At 41.7% G+C, this 23,160-nt stretch carries 22 protein-coding genes; 4 read left to right on the top strand and 18 right to left on the bottom strand.

The genetic code is table 11. From position 1 onward, the window contains the following. Window positions 1-114: 114 nt before the first annotated feature. From G9G57_RS16695 to G9G57_RS16680, 4 genes are all read right to left on the bottom strand, one after another. Complete coding sequence (locus G9G57_RS16695; RefSeq protein ID WP_025363945.1) at window positions 115-543, bottom strand: MarR family winged helix-turn-helix transcriptional regulator; 429 nt, start codon at window positions 541-543, stop codon at window positions 115-117. Between the two features lie 132 nt (window positions 544-675). Then, window positions 676-1,410, bottom strand: a complete 735-nt coding sequence (locus G9G57_RS16690; protein WP_017427987.1) for an SDR family NAD(P)-dependent oxidoreductase — start codon at window positions 1,408-1,410, stop codon at window positions 676-678. Window positions 1,411-1,773: 363 nt separating this feature from the next. Then, complete coding sequence (locus G9G57_RS16685; RefSeq protein ID WP_164965265.1) at window positions 1,774-2,304, bottom strand: hypothetical protein; 531 nt, start codon at window positions 2,302-2,304, stop codon at window positions 1,774-1,776. Between the two features lie 343 nt (window positions 2,305-2,647). Then, window positions 2,648-3,655, bottom strand: coding sequence for a quinone oxidoreductase family protein (locus G9G57_RS16680; protein WP_164965264.1), 1,008 nt, complete (start codon window positions 3,653-3,655; stop codon window positions 2,648-2,650). Between the two features lie 253 nt (window positions 3,656-3,908). Here G9G57_RS16680 and G9G57_RS16675 point away from each other — a divergent pair, with 253 nt between their 5' ends. Then, window positions 3,909-4,343: a MerR family transcriptional regulator gene (locus G9G57_RS16675; RefSeq protein ID WP_016819563.1), complete on the top strand. Its 435-nt coding sequence runs from the start codon at window positions 3,909-3,911 to the stop codon at window positions 4,341-4,343. 39 nt (window positions 4,344-4,382) lie between these two features. Here the strand turns inward: G9G57_RS16675 and G9G57_RS16670 are convergent, their stop codons facing one another. From G9G57_RS16670 to G9G57_RS16640, 7 genes are all read right to left on the bottom strand, one after another. Next, the gene (locus tag G9G57_RS16670) at window positions 4,383-5,234 is read right to left on the bottom strand and encodes an aldo/keto reductase (protein WP_164965263.1); all 852 of its coding nucleotides are present in this window, start codon (window positions 5,232-5,234) and stop codon (window positions 4,383-4,385) included. An 87-nt stretch (window positions 5,235-5,321) separates the two neighbouring features. Beyond that, complete coding sequence (locus tag G9G57_RS16665) at window positions 5,322-6,302, bottom strand: aldo/keto reductase (protein ID WP_164965262.1); 981 nt, start codon at window positions 6,300-6,302, stop codon at window positions 5,322-5,324. Window positions 6,303-6,711: 409 nt separating this feature from the next. Then, complete coding sequence (locus tag G9G57_RS16660) at window positions 6,712-7,968, bottom strand: nucleoside permease (protein WP_164965261.1); 1,257 nt, start codon at window positions 7,966-7,968, stop codon at window positions 6,712-6,714. 328 nt (window positions 7,969-8,296) lie between these two features. Further along, on the bottom strand, window positions 8,297-9,487 hold the full coding sequence (deoB, locus tag G9G57_RS16655) for a phosphopentomutase (protein WP_164965260.1): 1,191 nt from the start codon (window positions 9,485-9,487) through the stop codon (window positions 8,297-8,299). Between the two features lie 154 nt (window positions 9,488-9,641). Continuing rightward, the gene (locus G9G57_RS16650; RefSeq protein WP_017427994.1) at window positions 9,642-10,103 is read right to left on the bottom strand and encodes a nucleoside deaminase; all 462 of its coding nucleotides are present in this window, start codon (window positions 10,101-10,103) and stop codon (window positions 9,642-9,644) included. A 46-nt stretch (window positions 10,104-10,149) separates the two neighbouring features. Beyond that, entirely contained in the window at window positions 10,150-11,061 is a 912-nt protein-coding gene (locus G9G57_RS16645) for an EamA family transporter (protein ID WP_016819557.1), read from the bottom strand. Window positions 11,062-11,098: 37 nt separating this feature from the next. After that, the gene (locus G9G57_RS16640) at window positions 11,099-11,917 is read right to left on the bottom strand and encodes a purine-nucleoside phosphorylase (protein ID WP_164965259.1); all 819 of its coding nucleotides are present in this window, start codon (window positions 11,915-11,917) and stop codon (window positions 11,099-11,101) included. Window positions 11,918-12,281: 364 nt separating this feature from the next. Here G9G57_RS16640 and G9G57_RS16635 point away from each other — a divergent pair, with 364 nt between their 5' ends. Beyond that, window positions 12,282-13,496 carry an ROK family protein gene (locus G9G57_RS16635; protein WP_164965258.1) on the top strand — a complete coding sequence of 405 codons (1,215 nt, stop codon included), beginning with the start codon at window positions 12,282-12,284 and terminating at the stop codon, window positions 13,494-13,496. 261 nt (window positions 13,497-13,757) lie between these two features. Here G9G57_RS16635 and G9G57_RS16630 read toward each other — a convergent pair whose 3' ends face one another. Further along, window positions 13,758-14,576 (bottom strand): alpha/beta fold hydrolase, encoded by an 819-nt coding sequence (locus tag G9G57_RS16630; RefSeq protein ID WP_164965257.1) that lies wholly within the window; start codon window positions 14,574-14,576, stop codon window positions 13,758-13,760. 1,036 nt (window positions 14,577-15,612) lie between these two features. After that, window positions 15,613-16,635 (bottom strand): MBL fold metallo-hydrolase, encoded by a 1,023-nt coding sequence (locus tag G9G57_RS16620; RefSeq protein WP_113050400.1) that lies wholly within the window; start codon window positions 16,633-16,635, stop codon window positions 15,613-15,615. A gap of 165 nt (window positions 16,636-16,800) precedes the next feature. Here G9G57_RS16620 and G9G57_RS16615 point away from each other — a divergent pair, with 165 nt between their 5' ends. Together G9G57_RS16615 and G9G57_RS16610 are read left to right on the top strand one after the other, a co-directional pair. Continuing rightward, entirely contained in the window at window positions 16,801-17,811 is a 1,011-nt protein-coding gene (locus G9G57_RS16615) for a fumarylacetoacetate hydrolase family protein (RefSeq protein ID WP_025363934.1), read from the top strand. A gap of 93 nt (window positions 17,812-17,904) precedes the next feature. After that, a complete protein-coding gene (locus G9G57_RS16610) occupies window positions 17,905-18,486 on the top strand; it encodes a TetR/AcrR family transcriptional regulator (protein ID WP_013369248.1) in 582 nt (193 codons plus the stop codon). Between the two features lie 214 nt (window positions 18,487-18,700). Here G9G57_RS16610 and G9G57_RS16605 read toward each other — a convergent pair whose 3' ends face one another. From G9G57_RS16605 to G9G57_RS16585, 5 genes are read right to left on the bottom strand one after another with little or no spacing between them, the layout of a single operon-like run. Further along, window positions 18,701-20,020, bottom strand: coding sequence for an ABC transporter permease (locus tag G9G57_RS16605; RefSeq protein ID WP_113050399.1), 1,320 nt, complete (start codon window positions 20,018-20,020; stop codon window positions 18,701-18,703). Next, window positions 20,013-20,915 carry an ABC transporter ATP-binding protein gene (locus tag G9G57_RS16600; protein ID WP_017428000.1) on the bottom strand — a complete coding sequence of 301 codons (903 nt, stop codon included), beginning with the start codon at window positions 20,913-20,915 and terminating at the stop codon, window positions 20,013-20,015. The genes G9G57_RS16605 and G9G57_RS16600 overlap by 8 nt, the downstream gene beginning before the upstream one ends. Continuing rightward, entirely contained in the window at window positions 20,912-21,877 is a 966-nt protein-coding gene (locus G9G57_RS16595) for an ABC transporter ATP-binding protein (protein WP_113050398.1), read from the bottom strand. The genes G9G57_RS16600 and G9G57_RS16595 overlap by 4 nt, the downstream gene beginning before the upstream one ends. 5 nt (window positions 21,878-21,882) lie before the next feature. Then, window positions 21,883-22,284, bottom strand: coding sequence for a GntR family transcriptional regulator (locus tag G9G57_RS16590; protein WP_017428002.1), 402 nt, complete (start codon window positions 22,282-22,284; stop codon window positions 21,883-21,885). 41 nt (window positions 22,285-22,325) lie between these two features. After that, on the bottom strand, window positions 22,326-23,045 hold the full coding sequence (locus G9G57_RS16585; RefSeq protein ID WP_016819546.1) for a hypothetical protein: 720 nt from the start codon (window positions 23,043-23,045) through the stop codon (window positions 22,326-22,328). Window positions 23,046-23,160: the final 115 nt, after the last annotated feature.

Here is a 23,160-nt window from a genome sequence, read left to right as displayed (position 1 = left end):
TTTTCCAGAGACCAGAGATCTCTCATGTAAAGAAAAAAAACCACGTCTCAAAAAGACGGGGTTTCTCGACAATCTGAAGCCGCCAACATGGCGGCTTTTTTATGATTACCTGTATCAATCCTCACTCATGACCTTATTTAGTTTTTCATAAACAGACAACAAGGCCTCTCTTTCTTCTTCAGTTAGGTTTTCAAATAGTTCTCTTCTAAGCTGTCGTCCGTCTTCCTGCGCTTTATTTAGCATTCCGACACCAGCGTCAGTTATTTGCAGGTACACAATCCGCCGGTCCTCCTCATCCGCCACTCGTACAGCCAACTCCTTTTTTACAAGCTTTCCAGATAGATGGGTTAATGTCGGAGGAGTTAGCCCCAATAACCTGGCCAGATCAGAAGGGCGGCACTTTCCGTAACTATTTAAGTACGAAAGAATAAGGATATGTGATACCCCTAGATTCTCATTAAACATTTTATTCCACTTAATTAATAGGTTATTGGTAACCTGGTCCATAGCATGAATCAGCGTAAATATATTTTGTTCTTTCATTAATACTCTTTAACCTGCTTTCTCAAATGAAGTAATAGCCCCCTATATTGTATAGGGGGCTTGTATAAAAGTCATTCTTTACTGAAAGAAGGTCAGGCATATATCCATTTCCCAGTAAAGTGAATTCTAATTTTATTGGGCAGAAAAACCGCCATCAATAACAAGCTCCGATCCCGTAATGTATGAAGACTCGTCAGAAGCCAAAAACAAAGCAGCGTTAGCTACATCATCAGGTCGACCAAGTCGCTGCAATGGAGTCGCTTGAATTAAGTGGGTAAGCATTTCTTTAGATGTGCTAAGGGCTTCAGTCATTGGTGTCTCAATAATGCCCGGAAAAAGCGTATTTACACGGACCCCAAACCGGCCGAACGTTGTTGCCGCAGCCTTCGACAAAGCACGTACAGCACCTTTTGAAGCGGAATAATGATTAAATCCCTGACCGATTTGAGCGGTGTAAGAAGAAATATTAATAATAGCGCCGCTCTTTTGGGCAGCCATATACGGGGCTACATGCTTAATACCTGCAAACGGTCCATACCCGTTAATCGACATTAATTTATGCCAGTCATTTAGGTCGATATCCTGATATCCTTTCTCAGAAGTTATTCCTGCATTGTTAACCAAAATGTCGATTTTACCGAATTTATTGTTCACTTCTGCGGAAAGAGCCTTCCAATCCTCGTCAGAAGAAACATCCAGTTTCATTCCGTACACATTCGTTTTCTTACTAGCCCGTTCAAGAGCTTGAACATTGATGTCTGCAGCAATAACTACAGCTCCCTCCTCACTGAAGAGGTCGACCATCCGTTCTCCTATCCCTGATCCTCCGCCTGTGATTATAGCAATTTTACCTGCCAGTCTATTCATGTTGATATCTCCTTTTATCATTATCAATTTATTCAAAATTTATATATTTAGACATTTTATTTAGACATCTAAATATTAGATATCTAAATTATATTCCTTTTATACTCAACATACAACTGCTGCTTTATCCCAGCCATATGGTTAGTTGCTATGTAGAAAGAAGTAATATTATCGCTCTCGAATAATAAAAAGCACCGGAGATTTCTCCGGTGCTCAGAGTATCGAGAAACTTTCTCGACAGCTTTTTTTATGTGTTTATATTCTTGTGTTCAGTGATCTTTTCAATTATATTATTTCGATTTTAAAACACTGTCCAATATTAGGAATCTAAAATATTATTTCTGAGTAGAGCGAAGCTTAGCCTTATATACTTAATTTTTTCCGATTAGAAGTTTGTTTTTTTCCAGTCAGTCTCACATTTTTTTCGTATGTTATAAAACCTTCAGTCGAAAACCTTTTCTCAAGCGCCCTACTAGCCTCATATTTACTACAATCCTTTTCCACATAAATTTCATCTTGTGAAAATAATATAAATATAGAACTAGATACATCGTTATTCGCCAAATAGAAACCCAATAATTCGTTGTACTGAGTACTAAAAAACAAACCTATATATTCTACTCTGAGTTTAATATTCTCTTTAGATTCGATCAATCCTTCATAACTTGCAAATAAATTAAAATCATCCAAATCGTAAATTCTATTCACTGAGATCAACGGATTCATGCCTCTTATATATAAGCCTATAACATTACCATCACCTTTCTCAAGGAAAAGGACATGGTCTAATCTCTCATTATCACCCTCATCATGTAAATAAATAATATTTGTGATTTCTTTTTGCTCGAAAAAATAATCAAACTTTTTTGTAAAAGATATTATATAGTTATTCATAGTCGTCCTCACTCTCTAGTCAAATCTAATTCTGATTTTAACTTACTTGATAAACGATCACTTTCCCTATACGGCCATACTCTTTTTTAGAGCAAAACATGTGCTTTGTTTAGAAGTCGTTGAGTAGTCATGTTCAAATCATTAAGTCCACTGAAGCTTACAATATTGTGGCTCAAGGAGCCGGTTGTATGGTGTTGGATTATTTCTTGTCCACGCCTGAGATGAGAACTTGAATCATCAAACAAAAAAGACGAGCCTATCGACTCATCTTTGGAAGTGACTGCTTATTTACGTACGACGTCATAGTCCTTATTCTTCAGCAATTGGTGACTCCATGCTCTCGTTAATCTTGTGGAATGGTCAAAACGATTTTCCCGAAATTTTCTCCCTTTTCCATTCTGAACAGTGCCTCGGTCACTTCCTCCAGCGGATAAATCTCGTCCAAAACAGGATCAATCTTGTGTTCTTCTATGAGTTTGACCATATCAGCAAAATCTTGCTGGCTTCCCATCGTTGAGCCTAACACCGAGATTTCTTTCACATACATATTGGGTAGAAGCAGATTCGGAATCGGACCTCTCGTCGCCCCGAAGCTGACGATTCGACTTCCGATTTTGCCAAGTGACAGCAGTTTATTGAACACCTCGCCGCCAATACTGTCGACGGATAGATCAATGCCGCCAGTTAGTTTCTCCAATTTCTCCACCCAATCATCTGCTGTGTAGTTGACACCTCCGGTTGCACCCAATGTTTTTGCTTTTTCGATCTTTTCTTCTTTGCTGGATGTCACGTAAACCTCAGCTCCGAGTGCAGCTGCAAACTGAACGAGATAGGTAGCTACACCTCCACCAACGCCGGGGATCAGAACGGTTTCTCCTTTCTTTACCTTGCCTTTTGTCACGAGAGCACGGTAGGCGGTCAAACCGGCGAGCGGGAGCGCTGCTGCTTCCCAAGATAAATGGGACGGCTTTGAATAGACATTTTCCGCTGGTACCTTAACATATTGGGCATACGTTCCGTTAGTAGGAACGCCGAGAATTGTAAATTCAGCCCTTTTTTTGTTCATATCGTTGCCCCAGTTCAAACCTGGATTGATGATCACTTCGCCACCGATTGAGACATCATAAATCTCATCTCCAACCGCAACAATTTCCCCTGCGCCGTCAGAGCCGGGAATAGCAGGCACCTTGGTCCCCGGATATCGGCCTTGTATGACTAGCAAATCCCGGCGATTAAGAGCTGCTGCTTTTAATCGCACGAGAACCTCTTTCGAACCAGGTATAGGCGTTTCTACATCTTCCAGCTTCAGTTGGTTGGGTCCGCCAAATTCTCTTAACATCATTGCTTTCATATAATTTTACTCATCCCTTTTACCCTCGGCTTTTGTCATTCGTTTTTAAATATCAAATCATCTTAGCCCCGAACAATTAAAATCATATAACCTTCGAGTAACACGAAGTCAACAATGTTAAAAAGTTTTGTTCTGTATTCGGAATTTACAATTATCGAAGCTTAAAGTATTATTTAAACCATTACCTTCGAGTAACACGAAGGAAATAATAATTTAAATAGCTTCATTCAACATGAAATTGAGGAGGGGTAGCATGTATACTGTGAAAGAAGTTGCAGAATTACTTGACTTAACTGTACACACCATTCGCTTCTATACAGATAAAGGATTAGTTCCTGGTTTACAACGCGATAAAAACAATAACCGTATTTTTAATGACGACTCCATACACTGGCTTACAGGTGCAAAAAACTTAAAAAAATGTGGTATGTCCGTCGAAGACATCAAAAAATATGTAGACCTATGTTTGGAAGGCGATGCAACCATTGAGGAACGTTATGAAATAATACGCAAGCAAAAAGAAGCGGTTCTAGCCCAATTAGAAGAAGTAAAATTTATGGCAGAATTTATTACCAACAAAGAAGAGCACTACCGTGACATTATAAATCAAGTGATCCCGGATGATACCAATCCTGCCTATTGGTCAAAAGAAACGCCGATCACATCCTGCCCATTGAAGACTTGTTAGGAGGTTTTTGCGTCGACTTTTTGTAATAGAATGATAGCATCAAATCTCAAATCGGGCCGTACCAAGCGCTTTTACGATTTCCGGATCATTGTGTGAGAAGAAGCTGCTTTGTTTCATATCTAATGCAGCAATTGTCTCCATATCCTCTATGCTTAAATCAAAGTCAAAGATATTGAAGTTTTCAATAATTCTTTCTTTATGGACGGACTTTGGAATTACGACGACTTCTCTTTGTGTTAACCAGCGTAAAATCACCTGAGCCACGGATTTTTGATACTTTTCAGCCAGTGACACCAACACTCCATTATGGAACATATTATTTCTGCCTTCTGCAAAAGGCCCCCAAGACTCAATCTGTACATTGTATTCCTTCATAAGTGTGGCACCTTTAATTTGCTGGCAGAAAGGATGTGTTTCAACCTGGTTAACGGCCGGAGTGACTTCATTATGAAGAATCAAATCAACGAGACGGTCCATCTGAAAGTTACTCACACCGATCGATCTGATTTTTCCTTCATGGTACAATTCCTCCATCGCGCGCCAGGAACCATACACATCACCAAATGGCTGGTGAATCAGATACAGATCCAAATAATCCAACTGTAATTTTTCCAGTGACTTTGCAAATGCCTTCTTTGCACTCTCATACCCCGCATCTTGTACCCAGAGTTTTGTAGTAATAAACAATTCTTCTCTCGGTACGCCGCTCCGCTTGATAGCTCTGCCAACTGCTTCTTCGTTTTGATAAGCCGCAGCGGTATCGATTAGACGATAGCCTACCATAAGAGCGTCATAAACGCTTTGTTCGCATTCATTCGCATCTTTAATCTGATATACTCCAAAACCGATGATAGGCATTTCAACACCATTGTTCAGTATTACTTTTTGCATATAAACCTCCCGGAAAGTAGTTTTTCATCATTTCTATCAGGAATTAAATTTTGCTATGCCAAAACAGCAATTTTCAACCTATGTCAGTTAATTAAAACCAACAATAGAGTGTGGCACATACGGCTCTTCCAGGAATGCTACTTCTTCCGTTGTTAATTTCACAGTAAGTGCAGATACAGCCTCTTTAAGATGAGATATTTTTATAGCACCGATAATAGGAGCAGTTACCGGTGCTTTTTGCAACAACCAGGCAAGTGCAATTTGTACGCGGGGAACACCATGTTTTTCTGCAATGTTCGCAACCCTCTCCACAATCCATCGGTCGGCATTTGCTGTTGCATCATATTTTGATTTTTGAATATCATCGGTTTCAGATCGATAGGTTGTTTCCTCCGGATCACGGGTCAATCTTCCCGATGCAAGCGGGCTGTATGGAATTACACCGATTTTTTCTTCCCTGCACAATGGAAGCATTTCTCTCTCCTCTTCACGGTAAATGAGATTCAAGTGATTCTGCATGGATACAAACCGAGTCCATCCATTTTTCTCGGCAACATGCAAAGCCTTCTGAAATTGCCAAGCATACATAGCGGATGCCCCAATGTATCTGGCCTTTCCTGCCTTCACTACATCGTGCAAGGCTCCCATCGTTTCCTCAATAGGCGTATTGTGATCCCAACGGTGAATTTGATACAGGTCTACATAATCAGTACCTAGCCGTTTCAGACTTTTATCGATCTCGCTCATAATGGCCTTGCGAGAAAGACCGGCACCATTAGGTCCTTGATGCATACGTCCATGAACTTTCGTTGCGATTACAATTTCATCCCGGCTGGCATAATCCTTGAGCGCGCGTCCCAAAATTTCTTCGCTTGTTCCAAGAGAGTATACATTAGCCGTATCAAAAAAATTGATGCCAAGCTCAAGCGCTTTTTTAATAACCGGGCGACTACTCTCTTCATCAAGTACCCATTGATGAATCCAACGTTTCGCATCGCCAAACCCCATACAGCCGAGACAAAGCCGTGATACATCCAAACCGGTATTTCCAAGCTTCACAAATTCCATTGAATTGACCTCACTTTACAATAAAATGGTGTTTTAATGAGTGTAGTATGTTGTTTATAAGTAGTAGCCTACCATCTTCGTGTAACTCGAAGTCAATACATTTGAGTCAGTTTCTTTAAAATTTTTGTCAGCAGGACTTATATGTATACAATGGCTTGATGCAACCCAACAGCTTAATATGTTTGAACATACGGTGTGCTTTTATACAGATGGCGAGCCCCTCGCTGTTCATAACAGATAAAGGCTCGCCATCTCACCAAGCTTTTCTTTTATTGTTGTAAAAATATCTTGCGCTGATCTGAAGCCAATTTCACTTCATTCGATCTTTTGCTTCCTTTAAATATGAAATAAAGAGCTAAAATCATAAACAGCAATGCAGAAAAACATTAACCTTCTTTTATTCTTGATTTCAATGGCCAGTATATACTTCTTTCATTGCATCTCGGTCATGTTTATATTTGAAGCTTATAGCAAAAACAACTGCAAGTACGAGTGTATATGCTCCAAAGGTCAACCAGATACTTTGCCAATCTTTCACACCATCTACCGTGAAATAATCTACGACCTTTCCACTTGCAATGGCGCCTACATACGCTCCGATTCCATCAACCATGGCTAAAAATAAGCCTTGCGCACTTGCGCGAATACGAGGATCGACTTCTTTTTCTACAAAAATGGCTCCAGAGACGTTAAAGAAATCAAATGCACAGCCGTACACAATCATGGATAACAGAAGGAAAGTGAATCCCAAACCAGATGGGTTACCATATGCGAAAAATAAAAAGCGTAATGTCCAAGCCACCATACTAATGAGCATAACCTTTTTAATTCCAAAGTTACGTAAAAAGAATGGGATGGCAAGGATAAAACACACCTCAGCAATCTGTGATACTGATAATAAAATAGATGGATACTGTACGACCAGGCTATCTTTAAATTCAGGATTCAGTCCAAAATCATGCAAAAACGGATTACCAAATGTATTGGTTATTTGCAAGGCAACACCTAGAAGTGTTGAGAAAAGAAAGAATATAACCATTCTTTTCTGTTTGAACAGTACAAACGCATCCAAGCCTAAAAGACTAATCCATGACTTTTCTCTCTTCTCGTTAGAGGTTGGGCAATCAGGCAGCGTAAGTGAGTATAGGGCTAGCAAGAGCGAGATACTCGCGGCTATATATAACTGAATGTTGCTTAACTCAAATCCGCTAAGACTAACTACCCACATGGCAATAATGAACCCGATTGTTCCAAAAACGCGAATTGGTGGGAAATCCTTTACTGTATCCAATCCCGCTTTCTCAAGCGCAACGTATGATATAACATTTGTCAAAGCACTTGTTGGCATGTAAACCAACGAATTGAAAAATATCACCCAAAACATAGTCATTGGATCTGAAATGTGTGCTGCTATAAATAAAGAAATCGCACCTAGAACATGGAATATTCCATATAATCTATTGGCTTTAATCCAACGATCCGCAATAATGCCTGCAAGACTAGGCATGATGATCGCGGCTAATCCTTTTGAGCTATAAACAATTCCAACTTGTGCGCCCGTAAAATGTAATGTATTGATCATATACGAGCCTAGCGTAACAAGCCATGATCCCCAAATGAAAAACTGAAAGAAATTCATTATTCTAAGCCGTGTTTTCATTGCCATTTTTCCTGTCCCCTTTTGAGCTTGAATATTCAAGTTGTTGTGTTACTACTCTTCCGTCGATTCTTCTATCGGACACACTTGGAAAGGCTTACATTTTGTTATTCATAGTGTAATAGGTAAAGTCATTAAAGTAAAGAACTAAATATATATTTTATAAAAAGTAATGAATTATTCATAATAAAAGACTTATAATATACATATTAATTTTATTCTTTTTACATAAAATAATAAAAGTTTGTTTTTTTCCAAACCAAATGACCTCCGTAGGAGCGGAAGTTATTTGGTTTAATTTGTTTAATCCAAGTGCTGGATTAGCACGCTACAACGTTTATCTTTTTATCATTAATTCATGCATAAAACTGGTACCGTGGTCTGGCAGTTTGACCCCAAAGTTGTCAGCAACGGATGCTCCAATGTCTGCAAACGTTTTGCGAAGAGGCAACTCTCGGCCTTCCATAAACGCTTTGGAGTAGATGAGTAGCGGCACATATTCCCGTGTATGATCGGTTCCATAATGAACCGGGTCATTTCCGTGGTCCGCAGTCAATATAAGCAGATCCTTCTCGGTAAGCTTTTCTAACAGTTCTGGCAACCGGGCATCAAATTCCTCCAGTGCATTGCCATACCCTTGCGGATCTCGACGGTGACCAAAGAGGGCATCGAAGTCAACCAGGTTTAAAAAGGACAAGCCCGTAAAATCCTTTTGTGCGACTTGAATAAACTTGTCCATTCCATCCATGTTGGATACCGTTCGGATCGCCTCAGTAACGCCTTCCCCATCATAAATATCCGAAATTTTCCCTACAGCGATCACATCCAGATCTGCATCCTTTAATTCATTCATGACCGTCCGGGAAAAAGGTTTCAGTGCATAGTCATGCCGGTTAGCCGTTCGTTTAAACTGTCCTGGCTCCCCTACAAACGGCCTGGCTATGACTCGGCCAACCATATAATCATTGTTTTTAGTCATTTCACGCGCAATCTCACAAATACGATATAATTCATCCAATGGTACAATCTCTTCGTGAGCAGCAATTTGCAGAACGGAATCAGCTGATGTGTAAACGATCAAAGCCCCCGTTTTCATATGCTCCTCCCCAAGCTCATCTAATATTTCAGTGCCGCTGGCAGGTTTATTTCCGATGATTTTTCTCCCTGATTTTATTTCAAGTTCTTCAATCAAAGCGGCAGGGAAACCATTCGGGAACACTTGAAAGGGGACGTCTATACGTAACCCCATGATCTCCCAATGCCCTGTCATCGTATCCTTCCCGTTAGAGGCTTCCTGCATTTTGGTCCAAAAAGCCATTGGATGATCGGCCTTAGGTACTCCTTGAATTTCTTTAATGTTGGACAATCCAAGTGCAGCCATGTTAGGCATATACAGTCCATTCATTTTTTCTGCGATATGCCCCAACGTATCAGCCCCCTCATCTCCAAAAGCCGCAGCATCCGGTGCTTCTCCAATACCGACTGAATCTAGGACAATTAAATGAATTCGTTGAAATCGTTTATTCATATATCAATCTCTCCTCTCAACACGCACCTTTGTTTTATCTGAAGCATTATTTTTTAGATTTCAAGCAGTAAAACGATACATAAAAGAGGACAGCTTCACTATCCAGTGAAGTTGCCCAATGAATTCATAGATTCTCATATTTTTAAAAAGTTATTTAATGAGAAAATTTGTATCCATCAAATACTTTTAAACCTTCTTCGTTGAGTACTTGTTCAACCAGTTCAGGTCTTTGAGGGCTTTTCTCAAACACTTCATTGCAAGCAATCATGATGTTGCTCCCGGCGATTTCAGCTAACTGATCATGTGATACGCTGTATACTATTTTGCCCAGATTAGACCACACCATGGCCCCCGAACACATAACGCAAGGTTCACAACTTGTATACAAAGTGTATTCGCTCAAATTAAATATATTGTTTTCAGAACAAAACTTCCGGATTAAACCGATTTCTGCATGATGCGTTGGATCACAAAACGTATTAATTTTATTTTCCCCAACCATTACGACTTCCTCCCCTTTGACCAATATCGCACCAAAGGGCTCATTTCCTTCATTTCGGGATTGTAGAGCAACCTCAATTGCCTTTTTCATAAAGATTTCATCTTTGTTCTTCATTCTATATGCCTCCCTAATCTGTGATTATTATCTAGCTAAGGACGTTTCAAATGGTTAAGATGTCCTTTTTACTTTTTTTCAGTAATTTTGGTAATGATATTCCAATTAAGATAAGAACGATCCCTACATATTGCGGAACACCAATGTGCTCATTCAGGACAAAGACAGACATTAATAAGGCTGTTGGAAGCTCCATTGCACCTAATATTGATGCTATTCCTGATCCCACTAACGGAACACCTTTAGAGAAAAGCAGTGTGGAGAGGAAGGGACCGACAAAAGCTAAAACAAACCCATATTGTACAGCCAGTTGTAATAAAAGCTTTCCGTCTGTTAAAAACGTTGGAGGTAAAATGATCGAACAAACGATGAGGCCTCCGGTAGTCATGAAAGCAGTCTTCATCATCGGATTTGCTTGAACGGCGACCCTACCACTAACGATCATAAAAATAGAATAAGATAATGCTGCAAGCAGACCATACAAAAAGCCAAGCCAATGAACGGCTGAAATTCCAGTTGAATAAATATTAGTTGCGCTTATCGTTCCGATAAGTAAAGGAATGATGGATAGTAGCTTTCCCTTTTCAGGAATTCTTCTATTGAAAATTGCCTCTAGCAACACACCGATCCATGTAAATTGAAAAAGGAGTACAATCGCCAAAGAAGCTGAAATATATTGAAGTGAGAGATAATAAAACATTCCTGTAAGCCCCGTTGTAGCCCCTACGGTAACTAATAATATTATTTCCCTTTTACCTGGCGTTACAAACTTCTTCTGTTTTGTACTCTTCGTGCCTTTAGTAACCAGCACTCCGCCCCATAATAATATCGATCCTAAGAGGAGCTGTATTCCAACAACATCATTCACGATATAACCATCTTTATAGGCTAATTTCACAAAAGTCGATAATAAACCATAACAAATTGCACCTAATATGACATATATATACCCTTTCATAATCTCGCCTTTTTCTTCATCGGATTTTATATAATTACTAAACCTTCTCTACAATTCCCTTAACTAAAGCAATGAAATTCTCTCTTACCAAGGCAGCTACCTCAATTACTTCGTCATGACTTAGAGGCTGATCTAGAATTCCACAAGCCATGTTGGTTAAACAGGAGATTCCAAGAACCTTCATATTCGCGTGAACAGCTACGATGGCTTCTGGTACGGTTGACATTCCAACAGCATCTGCGCCTAATGTACGAATCATGCGAATTTCAGCTGGGGTTTCATAAGCTGGACCACTCCACCAGGAATATACGCCTTCGCGTAAAGTTGTATTTTGTGCTTTTGCAACTTCCGTAGCAATTTGTCGCAATTCAGCATTGTACACTTGAGAAAGATCAGGAAAACGAGTACCCAGATCGTTATTATTCGGTCCAATCAATGGATTCGTACCTACCAAATTGAGGTGATCCGTAATCAACATTAACTCACCCGGTTTAAAGTCTTTATTAACGGCGCCGCAAGCATTGGTGATGAGCAAGTTTTCTACACCCAGGGCCTTCATCAAACGCACCGGAAAAGTCACTTCATCCAAAGAAAAGCCTTCATAGTAATGAAAACGTCCTTTCATTGCCAGTACAGTTTTTCCCTTTAGCTCCCCAATAACTAATTCGTTCGCATGACCTAACGCTTCAGATTTTGCAAAGTGAGGAATTTCGCTGTAAGGTATTGTGAAAGGGTTTTCAATTTTGTCAGCCAATGTCCCTAATCCGGACCCCAAAATCATTCCGATCGTCGGACGATATGATGTTTTACTCATGATAAAGTCTCTGGTTTCCAAAATATCTTGCATTTTATGCATATTTAATTCCTCCTAAAATAGTTTGCTGTAAGCTATCTGTATCAATCACTTCAAATTGCTGCTCCAACAGCTTTCATTGATTAGTGTAATAGCTTAACTACCTTTTGTAAATAACTATTTATCATTTATATAAAAAGATTAATTAAATGTTAAATAATTCGTCATTATCTCCAGTTCTTTTTATACTAATTATCAAAAGTTAATTCATGTTTCCTTCATTAGCTCAACGTGTATCTAAAACATCCAAAATTGTACAGATTTAATAATCAGAGTAGATATATCATCAAAAAAGCCCGATAATAATTGTAACTATATATTTATGTCTGAAAACAACATCTTGTATTAAAGATCAAGGGGAAGTTATATGTTAAATAAATTTGAAGAGTTATCATCACCCAAAGCGAAAAACTTAAAACTGTTATATAGCTTAGTTCGTAAATTAGGTCCTGTAACCATTAACACGTTAGCTGAACACACTGGTTTTAAGCATGTAACATGTGGGCGTTTACTTGACGAACTTGTTGCAGAAGATCTTATCTATGATAGTGGAATTGGAAAATCAAGTGGTGGACGTAAACCTCTGGCCTATGTGATCAAACCGGATGCTTACAACTTGATTGGGGTTGAGATTACAAGCTTATACACAACTGTCTTGCTGCTTGATTTAAAGCTAAATATTATAGGCGTCAAAAAATTAAAGATGACCACCGAATGTACTGGAGAGTACACATTAAATTATGTAGCAAAGTGCGTTGAGGATTTACTGGCTGAACATAACGTTCCTAGGGAGAAATTGTTGGGCATCGGCATTGGGGTTCTCGATTCGTTTGATCCGGCAATGGGAGTCATTTCACATCCCCAACTTTTTCCTGCAGGTGGATGGGATATAAATATAATTGAATATTTAAAACATAAAACCAACACTCCTGTATTTCTGGAGAATGGGACCAACTTGGCTGCGCTAGCTGAATATCGTATGAACTTTTGGAAAGAAACAGATAATTTAGTCTTTGTATCCAGTGATATTGAAATTCGATGCGGTACTATTTTTCAAGGCAGATTGGTTAGCAGAAAAAGAGATATGGATGATACCTTTGGGCACATCATCATTGATATTCATGGTCGACGTTGTTCTTGTGGCTCATATGGGTGTCTCCAAGCATACAGTAGTTTGCCTGCTATTCGTGACGAAATGGTTAGGCTCATGAAGCGCGGCAAGCCTTCAATGCTTACGACCGAAGTTAACGATTTCGAAGAGATCAATTTACACCACATTTTATATGCTTTAGAGCAAAACGATGCGCTCTGTTTAGAAGTTGTTGAGGATGCAGCTTATTATTTTGGTGTGGGTCTCAGTAATCTGATTTTTCTGTTACGTCCTGAGATCGTGATTTTCGGAGGAACTCTAGTACCAAAACCGCGTTTTTTTGAGGTAGCAGCTAAAACAGCACAGGATCGATTAAAATTTTATCCTGATAGTCATGTCCAAATCATTAAGTCCACTGAAGCCTACAATATTGTGGCTCAAGGAGCTGGTTGTATGGTGTTGGATTATTTCACTGAAGAGGTACCTGTTTAGCATTTAGTCATCGATTCAAGTTCTTATCCACACCTGAGATGAGAACTTGAATCATTCAAAACAAAAAAAGACGAGCCAAGCGACTCATCTTTTTGAAGTGACTATTTATTTACGTACGACGGCATAGCCTTTATTCTTCAGTAGATGTCCAGTTGAGATTCGAACGATTCCAGCTCCAAGATCGGTAGCTTACGCTTCAGAGCTTTCTGAATAAAGTACAGATTAATTCCCTGCCCGTTAGTTCAATGGATTCATATACAACTAAAATCCAAACTCTGTTACTCTTTCAAGCCACTCACGAATAAGTGACTCAAATAATAGAGCCTGTTCAATTTGAAGATTATGGCCTGCTCGATCTAGAACGGCAAAGGTTGCTCTAGGATAATTGTCTAAAATTTTAAAAGCGTCTATGTAACCAACGACTGCATCTTGTCGTCCAAGAGTAAATACTGTTGGTTTATCGAATACTAATTCATCTATATTGGTGGAAAATCCATAGTTTCTTTGAATCTTGCTAAGAAAATCGTAGTCAGCGATCTTACAACCTGCAACGATCTCTTCTGAATACCTCTTCCAATTATATTCATCGAGAACGACTTGATTTGCGCTAAAATCACTTATTTGCTCTTCACTTAAGGTGCCCATAAACTCGCGATCACGATGAACAACAAAATGCTCGGGAAGTATTCTTCTTTTGTGTTCAGGAACAATTAATGGACAAATCAGTGCAGCTCCACCAATACGATCTTTATGTCTATTAATTATTCCTCTTGTAATATAACCACCGTATGATTCGCCTGCTATGAGATAATCTTGGTTTGGGACAAGAGTTTCAATAAAATTTATAACTGCTTCTAGCATATCATTTGAATTACATATTTGATCGTAATCCATTGTTTGTCCCATTCCAGGCAAATCAAGATAGATACGACGCCAACCGGGGATATCTTTAAATATCGGTTCCATACACCCACTCATTAACCGATGGTCTGGTGTAAAACCATGGATCATTATAATCGGTTTGCCTGTACCAATTTCCTCGTAATATATATTGGCATTCTTGACTTTACAATATGGCATACAGACTCCTCCAATTGATATATTTATAATGTGCTTATACTAAAGAAAAATCTACATTGCTTTATCTAGCACACCAGATCTCCGTTTCCGTTTCGTTTTGATTATATACTCATACATAATATATGTAAAGAACACTTGTTCGCCATAATTTTTTCCGGGGATAAACTAAATTGCTGTTTTATTATTCATCACCATATAAAGTAGGAAGACCTTGATTCATCAGTGCTTCTGACGAATCAAGGTCCCTACTTTGTCTCAACTATAATGGTTACTCACAATGTGCGGTGTCATAATTAATGAGAAAATTATCGCTATCCAACTCATGTAAGCCATAAAAATCATAATTAATGAGAATATCCTTATTACTGTAATGCATAAGTATACATCCACTTGTATAGGTTTCATATTATCTTTATTAGCTCAAAGACATCAAAATAAGCTTGCCAGCGACAAGCTTTTTCAATGTTTAATTTCTACTTAAGATAGCGACTTTCAGCGGGACAATGTTATCGTGGTTTTAGAATTGCTTTCTTGTAAAAAATATGAATTTAGAAGAATCACTTCGGGCGGGGCTTTGCCATGACAGAGCTGCGCGAACCCAACATATAGAACATTCAAAGCAGATACAACGCCATTCCAGCCGCGACTTTGCTGCTGTTTATTTACATTTAACATTGTTACATCACTTCTATTTGGCAATTTATACATCGTTATTTTCTAAAAAATGTTACAAACGCCTTCTATAAACTGCTCCTTAACTCTTCGGCTGCTGCGGTGTGTACTGCGGCGAATCCGGGACCCGTATCCGAATGGGTGGAAAACTTCCAAGCTCAGACACTGCCTTGCCTTACCACTCTCTGTTTTTTCTCCCATGATTGAGCTGCGAAAGTTAAGTTAGTCATAAGTCCATCTCCATTTCTTTATAATCGGTTCTAAACGCCGATTTTAATTCCGTGGAACAATAAAAAAAACGGCCGCTGTTCGCATCGTTTGCGACAAGACCGTTTTTTGTTTTTCGTACGCTAACTTCAACTTGCTATTCTTGCCAAACACTCATAGGGTCCCATGGCTTGATCTGATCGCCATATTTTCCGGCCAAAAAAGCCTTCATGTCTTCCAGCTTAGAAGGCACCTCGTTCCAAATTGGAAGGGGTGGTAACCCTCGTTTGCTTTTCAATAGGATATCCACTGTAACATACAACCGTTCTGGCTGAATCCAATGAAGGAAGCGGGAAATATCAATTTGCTTGGTCAGGGACAAGGTATCAATTTCGTCATTGTAATGCTTGTTAAACTCGCTAATCAGGTTCAGGAGGTAGTCTCTTTGCTCCTTCACGAAGTCCAGGCCGCAGATGGCGCCATGTCCTGGAACAACGATTTCGGGTTTAATTTCATCAATAATGCGATCAAGCACTTTAACCCAATTGAGGGTTCCCTCTTCGCTGTATGCCGTACAACCGTTAAACACGACATCGCCGGCGAACAGCACCTTTTCTTTTGGCATCCACAGCAGCAAGTCACTGTCAGAGTGGGCCGGAGCTACGTTGTAAATCATAATTTCCATATCGCCAAGACGGATGTTGATATCGTCCTTTATCTCAATATTCGGGAGCACCCATTCTACGCCTTCCAGGTCGAATCCTTCAAATTCCGCTGCAAAAAACCGCTCGCCCGAAGTCGATTCCGGAGAATTCTTTCCTCTTCTGATGACGTTATCCATCCAGGCGATATTTTCGGTGAGACGCTCTCTGGACGCTTCCTTGTGCATAATAATGCAAGCATCTTCAAACACTTTGTTTCCCCAGGCATGGTCACTGTTATAGTGCGAATTCACCACATATGCGGGAGAGCCGCCGTTGCTTACTTCCTTAAAAGCCTCCCGCATTTCCCGCGCATGGAACAAATCGAAGAACGTGTCATACACCAGCCCTCCGCCCTTGTTGATGAACCCGGCATTGGCCCAACTGATGCCGCGATACGGCGAAATACCGGCAAAGACGCCATTTGCGACTTCAAAAAATTTAACGCGAGGTTTTTGGATAATACGTCCATACTTCATGGAAATTCTCCTTTGCGTATATGTTTTTGGGGTAAAGCACACTGATTATGTCTTTAATATAGAGAATCGAAAACATAAATGCAAGCAAGCACTTGCATGCATTTATGTTATGCAATATGATAGTAACAGAACAACATCAAACAACATGGATGGTGGCGCTGCAACATGAAGCTAGTAACCTTTCAAACCAAGACATCTCAGGAACCTTTATTTGGGCTTGTAATTAACGAGAAATTTGTCGTGTCTTTTGCCGCAATCATGAAAAAGCAGGGAACATTCGTTGACAGTCTTGAAAGTATGGACAGCTATCTTCATTATTTGCCGGCAAGTTATGATGCCGCTAAGGAATTGATGCAATATGCTGTCGAACTATCGCATCAATTCAATGAAAATGAAGTCTGCCCGATTGCAGCGGTAAAATTGCTGCCGCCGGTTCCACATCCGGCTGCGCTTATCGATTTCGGGCTGACGCCAAGACATCTGAGAAATGCTGGCGTAAATCTGCTGCAAAGAGAATACACAGGACCGGAAAGAGAAGAACTTAAACGAAAAATTGCTGAAAAATTCCAGCGAGATCCGAATAAAGTAATTTTCAGTTATTACAAGTGTAACCATAACGCATTAATTGGCGATGGGGATACGATACATTGGCCTTCGTACTCTTCCTACCTGGATATCGAGCCGGAGCTGGCCTTTGTTACAGGGAAGGGGAACTGCATTGCAGGTTATGTTATTTTTAACGACAGTACTGTTCGCGATGTGCAGTGGCCTGATTTCCTGGCGCTGACTGGACCGACGCGCTGCAAAGATTTTGACCGCAGCAAAGGAATTGGACCATTTCTGGCTACGCCGGATGAAATCGGCAACCCGCTGGCACTGGATGTAGATGTACGGATCGGGGAGAGACTGCATTGGAAGGGAAGCACATCCGAGTATTCTGTACACCCTGCAAAAGTGATGGAGGAGATTCTCAAAGTTTTCACGCCGCTCCCAGGCACGATTATAGGAATGGGGACGATACCGGATTGTTGCGCAATCGAGACCGAACAATGGCTGTTGCCCTCTGACCGAATCCAGATTACATTTGATAAATTAGGCTCGCTCACGCAATTGGTGCCTGATCATGTCAAGATTACTGAACCAAGCCGCTGGGAAAAAAGAAGCGATTTGCCTTAAATAAACGTTTATGAAAATGATGAACCCCGACCCTGCTGCATATGCAAAATCTTGTAGTAGAATAGGTTTAACATATGTAAAAGGAGAAATGCAATGCAAACTTCAGACAGAATCATTGAAGCCGCGACACGGCTCATCAAAAAGAAGGGCTATCGGGGAGTAAGCACCAAAGCCATTGCAACGGAAGCTAAAGTCAATGAATCTACGATTTTCCGGCAATTTGGAAGCAAGCAAGGCATATTGGAAGCCATTATTGAAAGACATTCGGATATCCCGCAATTTGAGAAGCTGTTAAAAGAGGATGCGACCGATAATCCGGAAGTAGATCTGCTGAATGTAAGTCAGCAGTACCGCTTGTTTTTCCATAAAAATGCGGACATCATTTTGATTGGCATCCGTGACAAAGGAATGCTTCCCGAATTGGACAGAGTGCTGGCCGATCCGCCGGTGAAGCTGCACTCCTTGCTAGTTGAATATTTTGAACGCCTGCAGAAGAAAAAAGTTATAGCCAGACAGGATGAGCGTCTTGCCGCCATGACTTTCCTCTCGATGTGCTACGGATTTCAGATGAGCGAGCTGATTCACCGGCAATATCAGTCCCAACTCGTCACCGAGGAAGAGTTCTACAAGCACAGTGTCTCATTGTTTGTTAAAGGAATCTTGTCTCAGTCATAAGCTTTATTGATTTATTTAATGATAAGTCTAACTTCTCCTCTCAAAACATCACCAATTATTAATCATCACCATATAAAGCAGAAAAGCCTTGATCCATCGGTACTTCTGATGAATCAAGGCTCTCACTTTGTCTCAAACATATATTGAAAAAATCTCATTTATTAATACATTTGTCTCAACTATAATGGTTACTCACAATGTTCTCCTACATTTATTAAATCTTGTAAGCCTTCATCGCTTTTCTTAGCTCTTTGAACGAAGGTCGTTTGCCATACATTAAGACACCCGTACGGTAGATCTTGGCGGCCAGCCAGCCAAATAATAGGATGGAAGCAACTAGAATGGCTAGTGACAGCCAAATTTCCAGCAGACTCGCCCGTTCCAGTCCGATGCGTAGCAGCATGACGGTCGGAGAAAAGAACGGAATGTATCCGGCCACCTTAATGAAAATCGTATCAGGTGCGGCAATATTGAAGATCCCGATGTAAAAGGCTGCGAGTGACAGCACGGTAATCGGCATGATTGCCTGCCCCAACTCTTCGGTACGACTAACAATGGAGCCCACCGCGGCGAACAATACCGCGTACAGAAAGTAGCCGAGAATGTAAAATATGAGACCATAGCCGAGCACCGCAATATTCAGTTGAGACAAATCCAGTCCGACCGAGCTAAGAATGACATTATTATGCGGCAGCATGAGGTTGGCGCACATAACAGCTGCGAAAACGGCAATTTGCAGCAGACCTACCAGGAAGATGCCAATAATCTTCCCAAACATTTGGGTCAACGGCGACACGCTTGTGATGAGAATCTCCATGATCCGTGAGCTTTTTTCCGATGTTACCTCTGCGGCGATCATATTCCCCGTCATCATGGAAGAGGTGAAGAATAAAATCATCAATACATAGACCAAACCATAGTTAATCATGGAGGTCGCTTTTTCCTCTTTCCCCGCAGCTCCCCCTGCCTCAGACGGACTGTCTACTTCCCTGCTATCCACCAATACAGGTGCACTAATTTCACGTATTTGGTCGCTGGTCAGCGACTTGTCACCCATAATAGCCTTGACCTTTGCTTCCTGAAGTCCCGTTTGCACCAATGTAATGACAGCCGGAGATGGCTCTTTTTCTACAGAGACGTATTCCACTTTAGGAAACGTGTCTCCCTTGGCGGCAGGCTCCGTGAACTGCACGTAACCTTGCAGCTTTCCGTTGTTCAAGGCTTGCTGCATTGCCGGCGCTTGTACGCTGTCATAACGTACCCAGATGGCTGCCGGATTGGACTGCTCCTTAGTAAATCGCTCCAGCTGATTTGCCACTTCTGTCTGATTCCCGGCAATCAGACCCAAGCGTTGATGTGCGGCTGCAGTTGTGCCGGAACCTCCGGCCCCTTCTCCTTTAAACAAAGAAATCAAATACGGCAGATTCATGCCCAGCGTAATGAGCAAGGCCAATACCAGTGTCGTAATGATAAAGGATTTGGTCCTCGCCTTCTGACGAAACGTAAACCCGATCACCGTACCCAGTCTATTCATGGGAATCCCCCACCTCTCTTATGAAAATTTCGTTGAGCGTAGGTTCCTTGATCTCAAAATGCTCCACATCCGTTTGTCCCAACGCTGTTTGCAAAATTAACTTCGCCGCATCCGGCTGCTCAATATGCAGCATCCAGCCACGATCCATATGCTCTACACGGCGTACGCCCGGCAGCTGTTCCAGTCCGTTCACTTCACCTGTAGTGATGAGGCGAACTTTTTCACGTGGGTAACGGCCCTTAATCTCTTGCACACTTCCCTGCACTACGGTATTCGAGCGGTGCAAAATCGTAATATGTCGGCACAGTTCCTCTACATGCTCCATACGGTGGGTTGAAAATAAAATCGCAGCACCCTCATCCCGTAGTTCCTTCACCGTATCCTTGAGCAATTCGACGTTCACCGGGTCCAGCCCACTGAAGGCCTCATCCAAAATGAGCAGCGTCGGACGATGCACAACAGCCGCAATAAAGCCCATTTTTTGCTGATTTCCCTTGGATAGCTCCTCAATCCGCTTGTCGTAATATTCCGGCACTCCAAAGCGCTCTAGCCAGTAGCGTAGACTTTTGTCTGCCTCCTTGGCCGACATTCCCCGCAGCCTGCCCAAGTAATTAATCTGCTCGCTCACCTTCACCTTGGGGTACAGTCCACGCTCCTCGGGCAAATAGCCCATTGTCCGCTGAAGCTCCTTGCTGTAGGGCTTGCCTTCATATTGAATGCTTCCCCCGTCAGGGTAAATCAGGCCGAGCACCATGCGCATCGTTGTCGTTTTACCTGCTCCATTGCCTCCCAGCAGTCCGTAAATCTCGCCACCGTTCACATTCAGGGATATTCCGTTTACCGCCGTATGATTCCCATATTGCTTCACGACCTTTTCCAATTGCAGCATGCTCATGATTGCTTTACCCCTTCCTTCTTCATGAATGTCTCTGTATCCGTCGATAGTTGTCCCGCAGACCAATGTACTAAAATATCATCCAGCTCCAGACGGCGCACACGGATGGGGCGAATACCCGCTTGTTCCAATATGTCACTGGTCTCTCCAGCTGCCAGCGTTATAATTCGCTGTAAATTCCCATCGTTCTCCGTCTCTACAACTCCCGGAAGCTCCGATGCCTCCTCTGGTGTACCTTCAAACCACATTTCCTTGCCATTTTCGAGCAGATGGTCTTTTTCCAGCTTGCCAAGCAGCCTGCCATCGTGCATCAAGACAATATAATCCGCCAAACGCTTGATCTCGTCCATGATATGGGTAGCAATAATGATCGTCGTTTTACCGTTCTTCATACAATCCCGCAGTTCCTCCAGCATGATCTTCCAGGCAAAAGGGTCTAGACCCGATGAAGGCTCATCCAGTAGCAACACACGGGGGTGCGGCGCCAAGGCAGCAGCCAGTTCGAATTTCCGGCGCTGTCCCTTGGACATACTCGATAATTTCGTATGTGCTGGAACCTGAAAGCGGTCCATTAGACGCTGAAAACGTGTTTCATCCCAGCCGGGATACCACAATGCTCGAAAAGCTGCTGCTGCTTCTGCAGTTAGTCGATCCTCCTCGCGAACCGGCTGCTCCGGTATATACCCAACCCATTGTCGTGTATCTGCCGGCATGCCGTCGGGGTATGCTTGACCGAACCAACGAATCTCACCGGAATCCGGATGAACAAGCTGAGTCAGCAAATGAATCAATGTGCTTTTCCCTGATCCGTTATGTCCAGCCAAAGCGACCACATATCCTGGTTCAACCGTTAAATTAATCGGTCCAATTTTCCGGTCACCCCGGGTTTTATAGACCTGGCTCATCTCAATAATTGGTGCTTTCATCTGTATTTCCGTAGGAACTCCCACATGATTATTCACGGCTGTCACTCCCTCACCTGGACTTCATACCTTCTTTTCACCATTTCTGCAAAAAGCTCCAATAATTCCTGCTCTTTCATCTGTACAGCGATGCCTGTGGCAATCGCCGTTTCCAATGCCTCAGTCACCGCTTTAAGACGGTAACCTGAGCGCATATCATCCTCGACCAGAGCTACGAAGGTGCCCGTTCCTTGCCGGGTACGAAGCAAGCCTTCGTTCTCCAAATCCTGATAGACTCGCCGGACGGTGATTACACTGCAACGGAGCGTTCCCGCAAACTCACGAATGGAGGGAAGCAGCGTTCCCGCTGCAATCTGTCCGGTTACAATGAGTGAACGAAGCTGCTTTTCAATCTGCGCATACAGCGGTTCCGCGCTATTCTCATCAATTTGCACTGGAATATTCACCTGCTTTCCCCCCCTTTTTAGTTATTTTTGTACACATACTACTAAGTTAAGTTCCGTTTCATGAGCTTACGCTGTGTCACCCGATAGGACACTGACATAGCCAGAACTCCTGCTAACAATGCTCCCCACATCACCGGGGACAACAGCAACCATTCCTTACTATAAGAAGCCGTTATCGATACCAGGTTGGCCCCGCATACTCGAGCTATAATCGTAACCATCCCGCACATTAGCATGATCACAATAGATAGCCAGAAGTACTCTTTTCCTCTTTTCAAAAATTCCAAGTGAATATAAATGGCTTGAATGAGCATTCCGTAGCCTATCCAGGTCAGAGCAAACGATACAAAGAATCCTGTGCTGGCATATATCCGAAGCGTACCTGACAATGTAAACAAAAGAGCAAAAAATATCACACTATTCGCAACAAACGCCAACACCGCCTGTTGAATTCGACTCATAATTACCGCTTTCATCGGTATAGGCAAGGTGCGGAAAAAGGCTAGCATGTGCGTATAAGAATCTTCCTGTAAATATTTGAACGCTCGACGGTTATAAATGAACCCTAAAAACGGAATCAACGTCAGCATGATGAAATCAGCTACTGGACTCAAGGCTGCATGCTCACCCCATTGCACACTTACCGCAAAACTCATGGTAAATCCCAAATACGCAATAAACAGCAACGTCCATAGTCCTGCATATGGATTCTTGCGAAAATCCTGACGGGTAATCATCCATGCCTGCTTCATGATTGTCATTTTCTTATCCTGATCCCTTCTGCACTGCTTGTGTAATAACGACTTCGTTCGCTCTTCATTTCAAAGGTGTTACCACAGTATTCAGTGTTATTACTGTATATATCTTTATACACAG

It is taken from the genome of Paenibacillus sp. EKM211P, assembly GCF_011066175.1.
Classification (GTDB): Bacteria; Bacillota; Bacilli; order Paenibacillales; family Paenibacillaceae; genus Paenibacillus; species Paenibacillus polymyxa.
The sequence above is the reverse complement of the archived record's forward strand: the minus strand, read 5'-3'. Positions and strand labels throughout refer to the sequence as shown.